This window comes from Phycisphaeraceae bacterium, from assembly GCA_019636555.1.
GTDB lineage: Bacteria > Planctomycetota > Phycisphaerae > Phycisphaerales > UBA1924 > JAFEBO01.
Genome location: JAHBXH010000001.1, coordinates 793,976 through 812,311, shown reverse-complemented (window position 1 = coordinate 812,311; position 18,336 = coordinate 793,976). Strand labels below are relative to the sequence as shown.

The window sequence follows — 18,336 nt, the reverse complement described above, 5'->3', positions numbered from 1 at the left end:
CGCCCCTCGGGCTCCGGGCAACCTGTCAAACACGTTTTTACCCGCCTTAGCGGCCCTCGTTTCACGGTGGCCGCTCCAGCCGCTCAGAACTATCCCACCCACCCGCCCGTTTGCCGATCCCAGGAACCTTCAGATGGCAGTGTTGACTCCCCAGAGGCCTTTGTAAGGACTTGAGACCCAGGAACCAGAATCCAAAGCCATCAGCTCCCCAGAACCAACCACCAAACCCTGGAAAACCAAACGGTGCGAATTCAGCCCAGGGGAGGAGGCGATCCCCGCCAACCAAACCCACAGCCCCCTCACACATCTCCCCTAAGGCGTGTTCGCAGATCTGTTTGCTTGCAGCGGAAAGGTAATTCCGTCAGTGTTTCCCCGAGGTCTCCGCCGCGAGGATCGTTCGAGCGGTGGAGAGTAACCTCCATTTCCAGATTGGAACGCGCTTCAGCGCGGCTGGCGAGCCGCTCGCTTGCGGGGGCGAGCGACACACGCGAGCCCCACCCTTCAACTCCTGCTCGGATTCGCAGGCGCTGGCGGGGGTGTCTCCTGCTCTCTCTGTTCTCGCCGCCTCGGCATGTTCGGGCGCTCGCCCGCCGTATCCACCTTCGCCCGCGGCAACAGCGTCGGCGCGCATCCGAGCCGATAAGCCACGACAGCCGAGTTCGTCGCCGATTGGATCAGATACTCCTCGATCGCAAGTTCGATCTTGTCGTTCTGTGTGTGCCAGCCGAAACCGTAATCCGCGCGTCCGCCTTCCTCCCAAAAGAAACCGGGCACGCCGGCCTGATTGAAACTCGCGTGATCGGAGCCCCCGTGGCTCTTCATCATCTCGCCCGTGTTCTTGATGTCGACGTTGAGGAATTTCTTGTCGAAGCGGCTGAAGAAGACGTTGTTCATCGGTGCGCTCGCCGCGGCGAGCATCTCCACCTGCCCGGTTGCCGCCTGCACGCCCGCCTGATATCCCGTTCCTCCATCATCAACGAACACGGCGCTGATGCCGGAGAGTTCGTCTTTGTGCGACTCGATATAACCCTTGGAGCCGAGCAGACCCTGCTCCTCACCCGCCCACAAGATAAACCGGATCGTTCGCAGCGGCCTGGCGTTCACGGCCTTCAGGATGCGCGCGGCCTCGAGTGTCACGGCGCTCCCGGTTCCGTTGTCCGTTGCGCCCTGGGAGCCTGGGCCATCCCAGCTATCGAGGTGCGCCGAGATGATCACGTATTCGTCGGGGAACTTGCTGCCCTTGATCTCGGCGATCACGTTGTGCACTGGCACCGGACCAGACTTGAAGTGGTGCTCCAGGTTGAACTCGACTTCCACCTTTTCGCCATCGGCGAGACGCGAATTCAGAAAGTCGTAGTCGCTCAGCCGGACCTGCACGTGCACCTGATCGTCGTCGGCGCCATCGCGATCGGCGTTCGTGAGATCGCGCCAGCCGGGGACCGCACCGGTCCACACGCGCTCATCGCGGCTCGAAGAGATGTACCCCGCGATCGGCTCGAACGCGAGCCGTTCGGCGACCGGGAGTTCGGAGATGGGCTTGCCTTCCGCGACTTTCTTCCGAGCTTCTTTGCGCATGTCGTAGCGCGCCGACATCATCGAGCGGATGCCGCGCATGCCGAGCGCCGGCGGCGCCTGCACCAGAATCCAGGCGCCCTTCAGTTCGCCCTTGACGGCTTCGAACTCCGCATCGGTCTTGGGTTCGCGGATGACCGGGCCGCGCACCGTCCCGTTCGTGCCGACACTCCACGAAAGCGCGGTAAGTTCCACCTCGCGTGCTTTGTTCCATTCGATCCTTGGTTCGGGCTTTGGCGCTTCCTTCTGGGCGTCCGGTGCCGCATCCCTTGCCGGCGTGTCTGCGGCATCGCGCGTGTTCACACCCGGACGGGTCTCGGGGCGCATCGGACGCGCGAGATAAATCGTGCCGCTGCTCGGCCCGCGATCAAAGCCGACGCCGACTGTTCCCCACTGCTCCAGGTGAACGTTCGTCAATCCCCAATCGCGGAAACTCTTGCTCGCCCAGTCCTGTGCTCTTCGCAGATTCTCGGAGCCCGTAAGCCTCGGTCCGCGCTCCACCGCGATCGCGCGCAAGTTGTTCATCACCTGCGAATTTAACGCACCCTCTTTCAGAATGCTCATCGTCATCGAGTCGTCGCCCATCTCCATCGAAGGCACAGCGACTTCCTGTCCGTCGATCACGCTCTTCCAGTCTTGGGGCTGATGAAACGTCACATCGAGTCCCGGGCGATCGAGCGCGACGACGCCAGAGCTTGCGGCCGTATCCGCCGAGCGGGGTTGCGAACCGGCGCACGAGGCCAACCCCCCCGCGACAATTGCCACCAGAATTGATTTGAGACTTGGCCTCAGACAAGGCGTCAAAGCCGGGATTCGAACGACGACGCAATTGTTTTCTGCCACAGACTGCCTCCGAGAATGTTGCGCTTGCGGGCGGGCTAGAGCGTACCGGTTTTGGGCCGGATTCGTTGCGACCAATTCGGCTGCCGGTTCCGTTCGCGACCTACCATCTCCGCCTACTTCGGAGCGACAATGAACAGCATTTTCGAGTGGTTTATGAACAATCCATGGGCGACCGCGCTGCTCATGGTGGTGTTCATCGGAATCAGCACCCTGATGGTGCTGGCCATCCTGATCCAGCGCCCCCAAGGCGGCGGGCTGTCCGCGGCGTTCGGAGGCGGCTCGGCCGGCTCGGGCCAGACAGCATTCGGCACCAAAACAGGTGACGCGCTCACCTGGTTCACAATCTCGGTGTTTGCGGCATTCCTGCTCTTTGGAATCATTCTCAATTACGCGACGACGCCCGCTGCCGTCCGGCAAACCACCGCCGCGACGTCGACGAGCGCTCCAGAAGAGAAGCCCGCGGATGGAGCATCGCAACCAGAGAGCCAAACTCCCCCGGTAACGCCTCCGGCCGAGACCAACACTGCCGCGCCCAGCGCGACGGAGCCGGCGGCAGCGCCCGCTTCCTCCCCGTCGGCCCCGGAACCCAAACCCTCCGAGCCCGCTCCCAAGAACTAATGCCGGCGCCAGCGTCCATCATTGTGGGAGGTGTGGCTTGATTCGGAGCATGACCGGTTACGGCGAGGCATCCGCACATGTGGATGGCGCTCATTACGTTCTCGAGATCCGCTCGCTCAACAACAAGTACCTCAAGACGGTCCTTCGGCTGCCGGAGGAACTCCAGAGTCTCGAGGCAGAACTCGAGACACGATTGCGCGAGCGCATCAGTCGCGGCACGGTGACGGTCAATGCCTCGATTTCGGATCAGACCGAGGCCGCGGCCCACGAGATCAACACCAAAGCGCTGAACCGCTATATCGAGCAACTCAAGCGGCTCGACGGCGCTCCGTCCGTTGATCTCGGCGCCCTCCTCTCTCTCCCGGGCGTGCTCCAACCGCCGGCGGATGCGGAGGGACGGTTCGAAGCGACAAAGGCCGCCATGCTCGATCTGCTCGACAAGGCGATCAAGCAACTCCAGTCGATGCGCGAGCGCGAGGGGAAATCGCTCGTCGCCGACCTGCGCACCCACCACGCGTTCATCGCCGAGCGGCTCAAACTTGTCGCCGATCGCGCGCCGGAAGTCATCGCCGATTACGAAAAGCGCCTCCGCACCCGGATCGACACGCTTCTCAAGGATGTCGGGGTCAAGATCGATTCTGTTGATCTGGTGCGCGAGATCGCGGCGTACGCCGAGCGCACCGACATCGCCGAAGAGATCAACCGGCTGCGGGCCCACCTCGAGCAGTTCGAAGAGTTGATCGCGAGCAACGAACCCCGCCCGCTCGGACGCACGCTCGATTTTCTCGCACAGGAAATGCTCCGCGAAGCGAACACCATCGCCAGCAAATCGCCCGACGCCGTGATCTCGCGACACGCCGTCGAGATCAAGGGCGCGATCGATCGCATCAAAGAACAGGCCCAGAACGTCGAATAAGGCGGTTTCGGGACAAGGAATGAATTGCCGGTAAGTATCCGCTCACCGCAGGAACCGCGCGGCTTCGGCACAGTACAACAACATGCGCAGGCAACGGTTGGTTATAATCAGAAGGGGCGCCACCCTTATGGGTATTCGAATCCGCCAACCCGGCTTTGCAATCATCCGATCGGTCGCGATCGCTCTCGCTCTAGCGGCGGGCTCCGCGCCGACTGCGCGGGCTTCTGGACCACTCGTCGATTCCGCAGTACGCGACCTCGAGAACGATTCGATCGAAACGCGCGAGAAGGCGGCGGAAACACTCCGGGCCTGGGCCGGCGCTTCGCCGGATCGCGTGCTCGCGCTCGTCAACGCGGATGCAACTCCGGAACAGCGCGAACGCCTGATCGGCATCGCCCGCGAGATTTTCTTCGCGACGCCGCGCGGCGCGCTCGGAGTGCAATTCGGAATCGTCCGCCAGATCGGTGTCGCCGGCGCCGAAGAGCAATACGAAGAAGGAATCCCGATCGATGCGACAGTCGATGGCTTTGATTCGGCGAACGTGCTCAAGGGCGGCGATCTGCTCCGATCGATCGATAGTTGCCGGATCCGGACCAATCTGCAGTGTCAGCTCGAAACGATCTCCCGCGACAAAGGCCAGATCGTGCAGATCGAGATCGAGCGCGAAGGTCGTCCGATGCGTGTGAGCGTCTGCCTTGGTTCTCGTCGCGACCTTCGCGGAGCGCAGATCCCAAGTCCGGAACTGATGGAGGCGGCGTGGAAGTTGCGGCTCGGGCGCAGCGCTTCCGTTCAGCCCGCTCCGCTGGCGCTCGGTGCGATTCCGGCGCAGGCCTGGGTTGAAGCGGACCGATTGAGCGCCGAGCCAGTCGATCCCGAAGCGGAAATCCGCCGCGCGTCGATGCAGCGCCCCGATTTTCAGGTGCAGCGCGTGCTTCCGGATGGATCCCGCATCGCGGTTCAGCGTGAAGGAACGCCCACAGCCGATCTCGTCGCCTCGGGCAATCCTCGCGAAAAAGTTTCTTCGGGTACGCCGCAGTCGAGCATGATCTCCATGCGTCCGCAGCAGTTCGTCAACGCCGTTGGCGGCGAGAATCGCAACGCGCTCCTGAAGCGCCAGCAGCGCCTGCTGGAAGAACGCACCCTTATCCGGGGCAGGATCGATACCGCGAACAGACTGGCGAACGATCCCAATCTTCCGCGTGAGCAGCGTCAGATCATGAAGCAGACCACGGACGAATTGGAAGCGGATCTTGCGATCGTCCAGGCCCAGATGGATCAGATCCGTCAGATCCTTCGCGATCGCTGAGAACCCACCGGCACGCTCACTTTTTCCGACGCGAATGGCTCCGGAGGAGTTCTTTCGTCTTCGCGATCGCATTGCGGCAAATCGGCCGCACCTTCGCATCGGGCTGCGCGAGGGCGATTGCGCGCCGGCACGCGTCAATCCGCTTTGAGATATCCCTGTCACCGCGCGGGTCGTTGACACTATCGAGCAGATTGTCGTAGGTATCCGCGAGCTTGACAAGGCGCACGCGCCAGTCGGCCTTGGCGATCCGCGCGTCGTATTCCCTTTCCCGCGCCGCTTCAGGGAGCATCATGTTCTTGGTGAGCGCCGCCACTATATCCGCGACCTTTTTTCCGAAGCGCTCGAGGATGTCCTCGTAGTCGGTCGTCGTGTCCTCGATGACATCGTGCAAGAGCGCCGCCGCGAGCGCCTCCTCGTCGTGGCAACCGAAGACTTCCGCAACCGTCATCGCGACCCGGACGACGTGCGCAAAGTAAGGTGTGCGCCCGTCGCGACGCAACTGATTTGCGTGCTTGCGCGCCGCAAACGAGGCCGCATTGCGCCAGAGTTCGCCGGCTTCCCGCTTCGGCACCCCGCGCTTCACGCGGGCTCCTGGCTGACCCCTGTCGTGATCGGCATGACGGTGTCGTCGAATACCACCTTGAGCTTCGTCGGCTTCGCGCCGTGCTCGTCGAAGATCATGATCTCGTTCATCGCCGGGTGCTTCGGGTCGTTGTCCTTCTTGAGCCAGCACGCGGGAAGCCAGTATCGGGTTTGCGTCGGCACTTCCTTGCCGGCCTTCGTTGCGACGAAATAGCGCCCGACGTGACGGCCGTTCAGGTAAATCTGCCCTTTGGTCAATCCATCGAGTTCGATGAACATCGGCACCGAAGTGTGCGGAGCCTGAAACGATGTCTTCCACCACACCGGCCCTTCTTCGTGCTTGTTGCCCGCCTTGAACATCGCGGCGGTCGGCAGATCGAACTTCGCGAACGCCCATTCCGCCTTGGCGGATATGTTGTTCTCGACCGAGTAGAACTCGAGCGTCGATGCCGCGGCATCGACAAGCCCGCTCACGCTGTCCTCGCCGTCGCCGCCACCGTCGCCGCCGCCTTCGATCGGGAAGAGCGCGAGCTGGATGGTGACGTTTCCGCGTCCCAAGCGATCTTGCTCGATCAGAAAAGTCGCGGGCCCGGCTTCATCGATCACGGTCACCGGCTTGTCGTTCACGATCAAGAGCGCCGCGCACGGAAGCCCCTTGTTCACGACAAGAATCGGAGAGGATGACTTCTTCCCGAGATTCCAGCTGATGCGTTCCGGCAGCGTCGAGTCGGACGACCGAACGTCGTAGATCGGGCTGCTGAAGCGAAGGATGTCGAGAGGTTCCCCGATCTCGACTTTGGGCGCCGCCGACTTGATCGGCTCGACTTCCAAGAGGTGTGAGACGAGGCCCTTGGGCTCTCCCATGTGGCGCCCGTCGCTGTAGCGACCGAGCGCTTCCCCGAGAACCACGAGAGTCTGTTCCGGCTTATGCAGCGGCAAGCCGAGCGTGGAATGAGCGCCGGACCCGACGCCCAGCACCCCCACCTCGCGCGAACGATCGAAGAAGTGCAGCCGATCACCCGACGAAGGCGATGCGATCGTTACGCGCTCCGCCTTCGACGGCTTCAGCTTGATCCGGTACCAGCCGTAGCTGGTCGTCGAACCGAGCGTTGAGAGGTCCGCAGGCCCGTCCACCGCGGCAAACCGCGCGCTCTCGCCCGAGATGTAATCGTCCAGCGGCGCGCAGGTCCAGTTGTGGAGCGCGATCTTTTCCGGCGCCTTTTCGGCCTTCTTGCTGAGCGACAGCTTCGCGGTATCGACCGTTCGAACATCCCCCTCGCCGTCGATCCGCGTGATCTGGCGCTGGCCCTCGATCGGCATCGGACGACCGTCGGTGGTAAGTCCAGACGCATTGACGTAAACCGCGTCTTCCGCGAAATAGGTCGCGTCCGCGAGTTCCTCGCTGACGACGACGATGTACACGTTTTCGTGCTCGATCACTTCGGGATTACGAGCGCCCGCGCCGGGAACTTCGACCTCGAGCGGCGAGCCGTTGATCGAAATCGTGCCGCGCGTTCCGACCGGACCGAACACGACGAGCGTGCGTCCCACGGCGCCGAGCGCGCACAGCGTGCAGTAATCGACATTGGCACGACCGCCCACGCTCGCGTTGATCAGGCACCATGCAACCGACTGGTTGGTCAGATGCACCGGCAACGGCGTGCCGTCGTGCATCATCAGTTCGACCGTGCGCACTTCTCCCTTGTCCGCGGGTCCGGGCGTGAAGACAAACGCGACGCCGCCCTGGCTGCCGGAAGCGTGCACCACGGTCGCCGGTGGCTCGTGCGGGTCGTGCTTGCCCTTCTTGGTGTGCGCGAGCGCGAGGCGCGGCGCAACCATCACAGGGTGGAACGTCGGGTCGAATCCGCTCAGGACGCGCCCGAAGCGCGAGGCGAACGTGTTCAGCCTTCGGAGGAAGGCATGAGTTTCGCCCGCTGCACCGGTTTGCGTCAGCGGCGCTCGGCTCGAAACGTTGGTGGCACTGAACACATCGGGCCCGTCGGAAAGCCGGCCGCCCGAGATGCCCCAGTTCGTTCCCGCGTGGAAAGGTGAGAGGTTGTATTGGCCGGCGCCCGCGAGAATCTCCGCGAGTTGGCGCTGAAGGAGCCACGCCGGACGTGCCTGCGCCGGCTCCGCGCCCCATACATCGCGCGGCGCCGTGTCGAAGTCCACCACGAAGCGCGGCTGCAGCGAACGGACCATCGCGAACTGGCGCATCGCGCTGAGCATCTCATCGCCACCGGTCCACCCGTCGATTTCGCCTTCGACTCCGGCCCACAGGTTGTTGCTGTTCGCGATCGGCACGTCGAAGCCCGACTCGCGGATGTAACGGAGCAATTCGCCAAGGTAGTGATCGGCGATCACTTGATCGCCGCAGGTCCATCCCGCCTCGTTGTGGATCATCACCAGCGGGCCGCCCTTGGCGGTCGCTGTGACCTGCAGCATCCGGATCTGGTTCGACACCGCGTTGATGAAGCGCGAAGCCGCTTCCAGGAAAGGCTGGCTCGGCGCGCGCAGCCGCATGACTTTGGCCTTGATCGCGCGGGTTTCGGCGTTATCGTCGCCATCGGGCTTGGTCGGGAGTTTTCCCTCGGCGACTTTCGCCTCGGCCGCCTTCGCTTCGGCGCTCTTGTTCGAAACAAGCCAGACCGGCATTCCGCCCATGTCGAATCCGTTGCCAACGTGGGGTCCGAGCCGGACCGTGCAATACATGCCGGCCTTTCCGACCAAATCGACAAAGTGCTTGAGATCGTTGTCGCCTTTGAAGTCAAAGTGGCCGGGGCGCGGCTCGTGCCTCGCCCAGACAATGCTGGTGTCGATCGTGTTCAGGCCCGCCAATTTCGCGGCGTGGATTCGGTCAGCCCAATATTCGCGAGGCACGCGCGTGTACTGAACCGTTCCGGATACCAGCCAGATGCGCTTGCCGTCAATAAGCAGACTGCGCCCGTCGTAGGTGATCGAAGCCATCGAGGCCCTTCCCCGGTTTCTCCGGAGCGAAGACCAACCGCGAAGCACACAGCACAGCGCACAACGCTGCGCGGCCCGCGGAACCAATTTGAGCGTCCAAGCTCACAGGCCTCGACGGCTGGCAGGTCGCCATTGCGCTGCCCGCCACGTTTCCTCGATCTTGGCTGCAAACCCAGCGACCGCAAGACCTTGGAAACGCTGACGACCCGGAGGCCACGGAGAGGTCCACCCTCACATCCGTCCAAATCCCTAACGAGATGGGTCGTCCGATCGACGATGGCGAACTGTATGCGCGCTGGTCGGTATTCGCAACAACCACAGACCCGGCGAGGTACACTTCGGCTTCGGCCAAGGCCGCGTGATCTTAACAAAGTCCGAATAACAGCGCGTGAAATGCCACTCGATTCAATCTCCGGACCACGCGCCAATGTCCGCCAAGGCGCAAATCGTACGAACTATGTTGGGCATCGCCGGAGTCGCCGGTGCGCTTGCGGGCGGCTGTAACTCCGGCATGGATTCGATCGATCGGCGGATCGACGCCATGCTTCAGAATCGTTCTGCGGAGCTTCGATCCAACGCCGTACCCGCAAACGACTATCGGAAAGAAGCGGCCCAGACGAGCGACCAGAAGATCCGCGACCATTCGCTGGCGACCGATCCAAAGACCAACAACCCCACTGCGGGCGATCTGACGTACCCGCCTGAGCAGGAAGCCCGCGACGTCACGGCGCGTCTGACCAAGTACGCGGACGAGGCGTACGGGACAAACACGGAAGGCGCCGGGCTGCGCGACGCACGGGACCTCGACCTTGCCTCGTCGTGGCGCATCGCGCAGAGGAGCTCGCGCGAGTACCTCACCGCCGAAGAGGATTACCTGCTCGCCGTCATCTCTCTGCTCGCCGAGCAGCATCGCTGGGAACCACGCCTCTTCAACGACACGACCTTCGCGGGCAGCAACACGTGGAACGACGGCACGCCCCAGAGCGCGCTGAGCGTGATCAACACGCTGCGAGTGCAGAAGAAACTGCCGTACGGCGGCCAGGTCGAAGCCGCGTGGGTCGCCAACGCCGGTCAGCAGCTGGTTGGAACTGTCTCGAGCTCGTACGTTCAGGCGTCGTCGGTGCGGCTCGCCGCGAGCGTTCCTCTGCTCAGAGGCGCCGGCATGGTGGCCCGGGAACCGCTGATCCAGGCCGAGCGCGATGTCATCTACCGCGCCAGAACATTCGAGCGATTCCGGCGTCAGTTGCTGGTAAGCGTGGCCGGCGATTACTTCCAGCTTGTCCAGGTTCAATCGCAAATCGCCAACCAGATGCGCTCACTCGAGAGTCTGCGGACGTTCCAGCAGGCGACGCAGGCGCGCGTGGACGCCGGGCGCATCCGCGCGTTCGAGGTCAACATTGCCGCGAACGACGTGCTCAACGCCGAAGCGGCGCTCGCGAACCTGCGAGAGCAGTACATCCTTCAGCTCGATCGATTCAAAGTCCGACTCGGGCTCGAGGTTTCCGAGCGCGTGATCATCCGGCCGCTGGCGCTCGAAATCCCGATGCCGGACTCTACCCTCGACACCGCGACCCGCGCTGCGCTCGAATACCGCTTGGACCTTCAGAATACGCGCGACCGCGTCGACGATGCGCGGCGTGCCGTCGCCAATGCGCAGAATGAAACCCTTCCGTCGCTGAATGTCGGCGCCACCGCGCTCATCATCACCGATCCCAACAAGGACATCGGCGGAATCAACTTCAGCCCGGAGGACTCGACGATCACCGGAAGTGCGACGCTCTCGCTGCCACTGGATAACGAGATCGAGCGATTGAACGTGCGATCCGCCACCATCGCCCTCCAGCAGCGAGAGCGCGGCCTGGACCAGGCTCGTGACAACGTCGTGGTGAGCGTACGAAGCGCGCTGCGCAACATCGATCTCGCCGCGTTCCAGCTCAAGCTCGCGGAACAACAGGTGCAGATCAACAAGCGCCGGCTCGAGGAGCAGCTTCTCAAGATCGACGAAGTCGATGCGAAGCAAGTCGTTGATTCCCAGAACGCGCTGCTCCTCGCGGAGAACCGGCGCGACCAGGCCAAGACCGATCTGCGCAACTCGATCCTGAACTACCTCCTCGAATCCGATCAACTGCGCGTCGCGCCCGACGGAACGTTTCAGCCCTTGCCGGGGATGAACCTCACGTCGGCGACGCAGACCGCCCCCGGAGCGGGCGATCCGCCCGTCATGGGAGACTCGCAGGAAGCAGCAAACGCCGCCAAACAGGCCCCCTGATTGCTCACTCCGGACGCGTGCCTTCAGCCAGCGACATCGCGAACCACACCGCGGAATCCGGCTGCGCGGCGAATTCTCGTAATTCCACGTCGCAGCAGCCACGCACAACATCCGGGCCGATGAGCCCCTCCGCGACCATGCGAGGTTCCGCGCCGCGCAGTACTCCGATCAGATTTGTCACGGTCGCATCAAAGATCGGATCGCCGCTGCACGCGCCGAACCAGACCCACGAATTTCTGCGGGGGGATGCGCCCGCCTGATGAAGCAGTTGTACGAGCCGCCGTCCGACGATCGGATCGTTCCTCAGTTTCGTGTAGAGCTGCATGTAACCGCTCCAAACCGCGCGCAGGCTCGGCGGCTCGGGATGCAATCGAAGGATCTCGTGATCGTCATCGGCGAGAACAATCCGTCCGCCCGGGCGCACCGCGCTCACCATCTGCCGCACCACCGCGAGCGGATCCGGAACGTGTTCGAGCAGGAATCGGGTAAGCGCGAGATCGAATTGCCCTCTTTCGCCATCGCCGAGCGCGAGCTTCAGCGCATCGCCCTGACGAAACTCGACTCGCGCCGGCGACAGTCCCGCGGCGTTCCTGCTCTCAATCGCCTTTGCAATCTGCTCGTCGCTCCGCTCGATTCCGAGCACGCGCGAGCCGGCCCCGCCTGCCTCCGCCATCGCGATCGACATCTGCCCCAGGCCCGAACCGACATCGAGAATCCGATCGCCCGGTTGTACTCGAACTTCCGCGAGCGTTCGCGCGTTGAGAATCCGGTTCATCAGCGCGAGCCGATCCTGCTCGGATCGGTGCGTGCCGTGAACATACTCGCCTTCGGAATCGAGCTTCGCCATGACTCAGCCTACGTCGTCGTCCGTAGCGAGTTCTTGAAGCCGATTGATCAGATCGCGGCGCCCGCCCACGTGGGCGGATCGCCGAGCGGGGGAATAGATTCCTCCGATTTTGGCTCGATTGCGCTCTTCACTTCTTCTTCGACGGGCCGCGATTCCGCTTCGGGCTCATGATCCTGCAATTCGCCGAGCGGGTCGATACAGAAAAAGCCGCCATCGATGCGCGCGCCGTCTTCAACGATCAGAATCTTCGCCTTGCAGTCTCCACGCCAGCGCGCTGTCTCGCCGATCACGACGTGCCCGTGTGTGACAACGTCGGCTTTCAGTTCGCCGAGCACTTCGACGGCATCTCCCGCGCGAACGCCCGGCGCCCACACCCGGCCTTTGCGCTTGATGAAAAGAATCCCCGTAGTCTCGACGCGTCCGCCCGTGCGATCACTCTCAACGACAACATCGCGCACAGTCTGGCGCTTGTAGCATGCCGGGCACGTCGCCGTTTCGGCCTTCTGCGGCACGTGCATCTGCACGCGGCAGTGGATGCACTGAACAGCACGCGTCGGTCCGGTCGCGATCGCTCCAGCATCTCCTCGATTGCCGATCATGCTGCACGACACCTCTCACGCCGATCTCGCTCCGCGAGAACGCCGCATGGTGGGCCGACGCACGGTCTCCGCCGCGCCCGCCGCTGGTTGTCGTGCGACCCGAAGATTCCATCTCCGGGTGCGTTACCGTCCGGTGCTACTCCGCACGCGTCCCGGCAAGCCACGACGCGCCGTTATTCGCATTTGCCGTGCCATTCGCGGCAGCGGCGCGAGCGGCCCGCGCGGACTTGATCTCGAGTTCGGTGCTCGGCTCTTCGGAAAGGCGGACCGCATCGGGGCCGACTTTGCAATGACCGACAAAGCTGGCGCCCTCTCCCACGCTCAGGCTTGCGGCGATGATGTCGCCCTTTACCTTGGCCTTCGGGGTCAGTTGAATGCGGTCACGCGCGATGATGTCGCCCTCGATCGGGCCATCGACCACCACCGTGCCCGCTTCCACCGTCGCGCGGCAGTTGGCGGATTCGCCGATGATCACTTCGCCCTTCGCCGAAATCTTGCCCTCAAATCCGCCCAGGATTTTGGCCGAGTTCTCGAACGAGAGCTCGCCCTTGATCTTGGCGTCCTTGCCGATAATCGTGATTTGACCTTCGTCTGCCATGGGTCGTGCTCCGCCGTCCCGGTTTCCGAGTCATGCCGGCCCGCCTTTCCCCGAACCGTCGGGGCATTTGGGCCGTCTGGATTCTGCCGGCCTGTTCGGCCGCGTCGGAGAGGTATCGGCCCCATTGACCCAACTTCAGCAAAAATGCGCGATCCTTGCGCAGGTTCCGCCCGCTCAAATAGTTCCAGCGCCCTTTTTGACCCGCCTTCGGCCCATACAAATTCACTCCAGCCGAGATAGAAAGAAACCCGGAGCGATTGCAATGCCTTACTGGATTCCTCTGCTTGTCGCGCTTGTTGCGGCCGAACCGACCGAATTACCCGAGAGCGCACCGGAGCCGGTGACCGAGAAATCTTCCGCGCCGTCCACGAACACTTCCCCCGCGACCGATGCCGCGCCATCCAAGGAATCGGTCGATTTGCGACCCGTGTACAAGGCGGGTGACACGATGAAGATCCGCTGGACGACCGACAACGTCGACGTCCGCGAGGGCGAGCGGATCGGCAAGAATCAGAAGCGCAGCACAAGCCATTGCGAGTTGACGTTCACGCTCAAAATCGAAGAGGTCTTCCCTGATCGTGTCTATCGCTGCTCGGCAAAAATGGATCGGGTGGTGATCGAAGCGCCGACGATGGGCGGCGTCGAGCGGTATGACAGCGCCGACCCAAAAACGGCCGAGTCGGTTTTCTCCAGTCCGGCGCGCATCCTGCTGATGAAGCCGCTCGAGTTTGCGATCTCGGGAGAGACCATGTCGTTCTACCGCAAAGAGCACCCGCGTCTGCGAGCGTGGTATGCGGACGGCGCCAATCTGCTCGACAACACCTTCGGTGACAACGCTTTCCCGGCCCGGTTCGGAGTTCTCTTTGGCTGGCGGGCCGACTCGGCGACGGTCGGCCAGAAGTGGAAGGACACCGTACCGGTTCAGATCAATTCCGGATATCCGATCATCACCGAGCGCGAGTTCACCTTGCTGGACAACGACGGGATCACGATGAACATCGGCATCGATGGAAAAGGTCTTGCGGCTCCCGACTCGGGGCAACGCTCGCAGATCTTCAAAGAAAGCACGTACGAAGGCAAGTACAAGGTCAATACTGCATCTGCCAAAATTCGTGAAGGCGAGATCACGCACACGTACAGCGCCGACTACAACTGGCAGGGCTCGCCCGCGACGGTGACGAGCACGGTCAAGGAAAAGATCGAGCGGCTGGAGTGAGCTCGCGCGCCGGTGCGAGAGATGGTCCGCGGGCATCGAAGAGCGCGAGCCACGCCAGCCACGCGTAGAGAATCATCGAAATAATCGGTCGGACCAGGAGGTCCTTGCTGCCCTGCGCGACCTCTGCGTAGGCTCCGGAGCGCGGCATCAATTCGTGCACGAAGATCATGAGCACGCCCATAGCGAGCAGCGCAAGGCCTACGCAGCGCCGCCACTTGAGCGCGCGATCTGCAAAACACTCGATCGCGCCGAAGAGTGCGATCGCCGGCGCGATCACGACGTAGGTCAAGCCTTCGGTGCGGGGATTGAAAACAACGATGTACGAAGCGCCGAGCGCCCAGAGAATCAGTCCACCCTTCACTGGGCCACGGCGGCGCAGCGCGGCAAAGCCGAGCGCGAGCGTCGCGATCGCGGCGATCACGCGACAAACCTGGCGTTGAAAGTCGGAAAGATCGAGCCAGAACCACCAGAACACTGTCGAGAATTCCGCGAACCGACGCGGCAGCGGCTGCGCCGCGCGGACAACCTTGGTCCAGAACATCTCGTATTCCCCCCATGCGTATGCGGGACCGTGCGCGGTCGCGACAAACGGCAACGCGAACGCGACGAGCGCGACGATGGGGAATCGCCACCAGAGCGCGGGATAGAGGGCAAGTGCCAGGAGCGCCGGCGCGAGCGCCAGCGGCTTCAGCATGATGGAGATCACAAGCCAGATCGCCCCCCACCACCAGCGCTTTTCGATCAGGGCACACGCCGCGAGAATGATCGACGCCGCCATCGGAAGGTTGTATTGCCCGTTGATCGCATTGCCGGCACCCACGCCGATCGTGATCGCGCTTGCGGCGAAGAAGTACTCGTTCCAAGGCCGACCGCTGGCGAGTCGGGTGATTCGCCATATCGCCCACGCCATCATCGAAACAATGACCAGACGATAGAGCGTTTCCCCAAACCAGAGTGGGAGCGCTTCGAACGGCGAGTAGAGAATCGCCGCGTGGGGAAGATAAACAAAGCCGTTAAAAAGATCGTTGAATTTGTCTTCGTAGACGTTTTCGTACATGTCGCGACCGCTCCACCAGCATTCGCACGCGACGCGGTAGCAGGCGGAAACGGAGTTCTTCTCTGGGTGCATTCCTGTGCGGATTGAGGCCACAATCGCCAAGACACCCCACAATGCCCAAGCCGCGTTCGCGAGGAACCGGCCCAATGAGAACGATCCGGTGGGCGCATCGGCCGGATCGACGAGAGTCTCCGGGGTTGGATTTGAGGTCATCGGCATCGACGAAAACCCGGCGAGCTGGGGCTACGTTGAAACAATCTCCTGCTCGCTCGCGAGGCTTTCGGGAGAATCACTTCACGAGAGCCAATACACACAGGAATAGGAGGTAGGTGAGCGACGGGCGGATGATCAGGTCCTCTCTTCCCACCGCCCACAATTCATAGGCGCTGCCGCGCGGCACAATCGCGTGCGGGGAGCTCAAGGCAATCGCACCGACAATTCGCAGCCAACGCAGCAGGCTGCGCCTGATGGAACGATGCCATCGGTTGCTGCAAAAGCGTCGCAGAAGCCGAAGCCAACACAGGCGATGCCATACGGAACTGATTCGATCTCCCGTTTGACAATCATGAGAGTTGGGGCGCCCAGCAACCGGACCCGCAGACTTCTAGATTCGGCCGAATTGGCGAGCAAAGTCGCAGTATCGCACAAAGTCAGCGTGGCGCCCGATCCAGCCCAGAAATTCGCGGAGGGCGTCCGTCATTGCGACGCCGCTGCACCGGCGAATCACGCCTGGTAAACCGAATCCGGCATTGTCCATCAGCTCCCACGGATGGAAGTAGAGCGCGGCGTACCCGTCAGACTTCAACACGATCCGTGTGGACAGCCGAGTCAGCCATCGCGGCTGATTCTTGAACGCGAGCCAGAAGAGGGGCCAACGGACCAGCGGGGTGGCGCTCAAAGGGATGCGAACCAGCCCATTCACATTGTGTACTCGGCGTTTCTCAAAGAAGCGGTTGTACCTTCCCGGAAGCCAGATGGGATTCATCGAAGAGTCGTACACATAACCCGCATCGCGGACAAGCGACTGCGACACCGGAGACATGCGCGGCATGCGGAAACCCACCACCTCGCTGCCGCTCACGGATTCCAGGACTTCACGACTCTCCCGCAAGTGCCTTTCCTCGAAGCGCGAGTGAAAGAACGAATGACTGGCGATTTCATGGCCTTGGGCGACGGCCCAGCGGACCAAATCCGGGCGCCGGATCGCCAATGCCGCGGTCGTGAAAAACGTGGCCCGAACGCCGATTTCCGAGAGCAGCAGCAACGTGCGCTCGAATCCGTCGGCGCCGATGCGGAACTGCTCAGTCTCCGAAATGGAATGCCCGTATTCGAGCGGGATGTCAAACTCCTCGGCATCGAAACTGAGAAGCACGACGGGGCGGCGCGACTCCTCGGCTCGCATGCTCACGCGCCGCGCCTGTGCAGACCGCCTCGCGCTCCGGCTTTGCGCACCGTCGAATCCGCTCGCGAGCCGACATCGCCCATGTCTCGCTCGTGCAGGCGATAGAGGCCCATTATTTTGTTGAGCCGGATGCGACAGAGGCTCCAGAACATGCGGATCGGATCACGCAGGAGATTCACCGTCGACGACGTTCGCTTGTGTTCGGCGTCGACACGCGCCGGGATCTCGGCGATCGTGTATCCCAGCTTGCGCGCAACGTACAGTACTTCGACATCGAACGAAAAATCGGGGATCCGGATCCGCGAAAAAATATCGTGCGCCGGACGCGAGCGAAAGCCCTTTAGCCCGGCTTGCGTATCGCGGTAGCGGATGCTCAGCACCAGTCCCGCGAGATAATTGAAGACCCGGCCCATGATGTTGCGGAGCGGGCGGGCGCCGTACCCCTCGTCGTGCTCGAGGCGCGATCCGATCACAACATCGGCCGATTGGAGGCGTTCGAACAATCGGAGCAGATGGTCGGGCGAATAGGCCAGGTCTCCGTCGGTGAACAGAAAATACTCGGCGTCGTTCTCGAGTGCCGCGACCCGGACGGCGTGGCCTTTGCCCGCGTTGGGCGCATAGCTCAGGACGCCGAATCGGCGAGCGACCTCCGGTTCGACGATGTCGATCGCCGCGAGACGCTTGCGCAGGAGCGAGGCTGTTCCGTCCGTCGATCCATCATCGACAAACAGAAACTCCCAGGTTTGGACCTTGTGGGCGAACTCGATGAGTTCGTCGAGGACGCGAACGGCGTCCGGCGCGGCGTTGTACAGCGGCAGCGCGACGCAGACGCGAGGGGCATGAAAGAGCCCGGGAAGCGGCGCGTTCGAACCCTCCACCGACCCCGGCGCAACGCCCGAAACATCCCCATCACCGCGGATCGCCTCGATGAGTTCCGAACGCACTTCGCTCACGGCGTCGGTGGGATCAGAGTGTTTGTGGGGGAACGCCGACAAAAAGTGGGTCCTTTCGTTGGCTGCGCGGTTTCCGGCGAGCCGACCCCCATTGTAGGAATCGGCGCTCCTCACCCAGCAGGCGGCGTCGATGGCGCTGCTTCACCATGGGGTTTTTCTTCCGGCGAGATCGAGGCAAGTTCCTTCTCGATCTCCTCGAGGATCAACCGGCTCACGGCGTTGTCGCCCCACAAGCCAACCCGGATCGAGAGCCCGGTAACCGTTTCGCTGCTCTTTCGTAGCTTGACGATGATGGAACTTCCGTCCGACTGCGAACCTTGTAACTGGGCGTAGTGCGTTCCGACGTCTTCTCGAGTGATTTCGTAGCCCAGGCGGTGATACGCGCGACGCGACGCCTCGAACACCTTTTCCATTGGCTTGTCAAATGCCGCCTGGAGCGTTCCTTGGATGAAACTGCTGGTGCCGGCCTGCGCCACACCGAGCCCGGCGTTGGCGGCGAAATCGAAGGGCGTCACGCAGCCTACGAGCAGACAGATCGCCGAGGCAAGCAGCGTGAGCCCGACGAGGAATGGCCGTTTGCTTGAGCGCACC

General features: G+C 62.7%; 15 protein-coding genes. 5 read left to right on the top strand and 10 right to left on the bottom strand.

Annotation, left to right across the window (positions count from 1 at the left end; genetic code table 11):
- Positions 1–501 precede the first annotated feature (501 nt).
- Positions 502–2,337 (bottom strand): M20/M25/M40 family metallo-hydrolase, encoded by a 1,836-nt coding sequence (locus KF691_03370; protein MBX3388478.1) that lies wholly within the window; start codon positions 2,335–2,337, stop codon positions 502–504.
- Between the two features lie 207 nt (positions 2,338–2,544).
- On the opposite strand from KF691_03370, the gene secG reads away from it, so the two are divergent.
- The 3 genes from secG (at position 2,545) to KF691_03355 (ending at position 5,255) form a co-directional block, all read left to right on the top strand.
- On the top strand, positions 2,545–3,033 hold the full coding sequence (gene secG, locus KF691_03365; protein MBX3388477.1) for a preprotein translocase subunit SecG: 489 nt from the start codon (positions 2,545–2,547) through the stop codon (positions 3,031–3,033).
- Between the two features lie 37 nt (positions 3,034–3,070).
- Positions 3,071–3,949, top strand: coding sequence for a YicC family protein (locus KF691_03360; GenBank protein MBX3388476.1), 879 nt, complete (start codon positions 3,071–3,073; stop codon positions 3,947–3,949).
- Between the two features lie 127 nt (positions 3,950–4,076).
- A complete protein-coding gene (locus tag KF691_03355) occupies positions 4,077–5,255 on the top strand; it encodes a hypothetical protein (GenBank protein ID MBX3388475.1) in 1,179 nt (392 codons plus the stop codon).
- A gap of 16 nt (positions 5,256–5,271) precedes the next feature.
- On the opposite strand, the gene KF691_03350 is transcribed toward KF691_03355, so the two are convergent.
- Together KF691_03350 and KF691_03345 are read right to left on the bottom strand one after the other, a co-directional pair.
- Complete coding sequence (locus KF691_03350; GenBank protein ID MBX3388474.1) at positions 5,272–5,838, bottom strand: bifunctional (p)ppGpp synthetase/guanosine-3',5'-bis(diphosphate) 3'-pyrophosphohydrolase; 567 nt, start codon at positions 5,836–5,838, stop codon at positions 5,272–5,274.
- On the bottom strand, positions 5,835–8,804 hold the full coding sequence (locus KF691_03345) for a beta-galactosidase (protein ID MBX3388473.1): 2,970 nt from the start codon (positions 8,802–8,804) through the stop codon (positions 5,835–5,837). Before KF691_03345 ends, KF691_03350 begins: the two co-directional genes overlap by 4 nt.
- Positions 8,805–9,261: 457 nt before the next feature.
- On the opposite strand from KF691_03345, the gene KF691_03340 reads away from it, so the two are divergent.
- Complete coding sequence (locus KF691_03340; protein ID MBX3388472.1) at positions 9,262–11,073, top strand: TolC family protein; 1,812 nt, start codon at positions 9,262–9,264, stop codon at positions 11,071–11,073.
- A gap of 4 nt (positions 11,074–11,077) precedes the next feature.
- On the opposite strand, the gene KF691_03335 is transcribed toward KF691_03340, so the two are convergent.
- The 3 genes from KF691_03335 to KF691_03325 form a co-directional block, all read right to left on the bottom strand.
- Positions 11,078–11,920, bottom strand: a complete 843-nt coding sequence (locus KF691_03335; protein MBX3388471.1) for a methyltransferase domain-containing protein — start codon at positions 11,918–11,920, stop codon at positions 11,078–11,080.
- A 47-nt stretch (positions 11,921–11,967) separates the two neighbouring features.
- Entirely contained in the window at positions 11,968–12,519 is a 552-nt protein-coding gene (locus tag KF691_03330; protein MBX3388470.1) for a polymer-forming cytoskeletal protein, read from the bottom strand.
- Positions 12,520–12,655: 136 nt separating this feature from the next.
- On the bottom strand, positions 12,656–13,117 hold the full coding sequence (locus KF691_03325; GenBank protein ID MBX3388469.1) for a polymer-forming cytoskeletal protein: 462 nt from the start codon (positions 13,115–13,117) through the stop codon (positions 12,656–12,658).
- Positions 13,118–13,379: 262 nt separating this feature from the next.
- Here KF691_03325 and KF691_03320 point away from each other — a divergent pair, with 262 nt between their 5' ends.
- Positions 13,380–14,333, top strand: a complete 954-nt coding sequence (locus tag KF691_03320) for a hypothetical protein (protein MBX3388468.1) — start codon at positions 13,380–13,382, stop codon at positions 14,331–14,333.
- On the opposite strand, the gene KF691_03315 is transcribed toward KF691_03320, so the two are convergent.
- The 4 genes from KF691_03315 to KF691_03300 form a co-directional block, all read right to left on the bottom strand.
- Entirely contained in the window at positions 14,305–15,462 is a 1,158-nt protein-coding gene (locus KF691_03315) for a DUF2029 domain-containing protein (protein MBX3388467.1), read from the bottom strand. The genes KF691_03320 and KF691_03315 overlap by 29 nt on opposite strands.
- A 532-nt stretch (positions 15,463–15,994) precedes the next feature.
- Complete coding sequence (locus KF691_03310) at positions 15,995–16,798, bottom strand: polysaccharide deacetylase family protein (GenBank protein ID MBX3388466.1); 804 nt, start codon at positions 16,796–16,798, stop codon at positions 15,995–15,997.
- Positions 16,795–17,787 carry a glycosyltransferase gene (locus KF691_03305; protein ID MBX3388465.1) on the bottom strand — a complete coding sequence of 331 codons (993 nt, stop codon included), beginning with the start codon at positions 17,785–17,787 and terminating at the stop codon, positions 16,795–16,797. Before KF691_03305 ends, KF691_03310 begins: the two co-directional genes overlap by 4 nt.
- Before the next feature lie 68 nt (positions 17,788–17,855).
- On the bottom strand, positions 17,856–18,335 hold the full coding sequence (locus KF691_03300; protein ID MBX3388464.1) for a DUF3568 family protein: 480 nt from the start codon (positions 18,333–18,335) through the stop codon (positions 17,856–17,858).
- Between the last annotated feature and the right edge of the window lies 1 nt (position 18,336).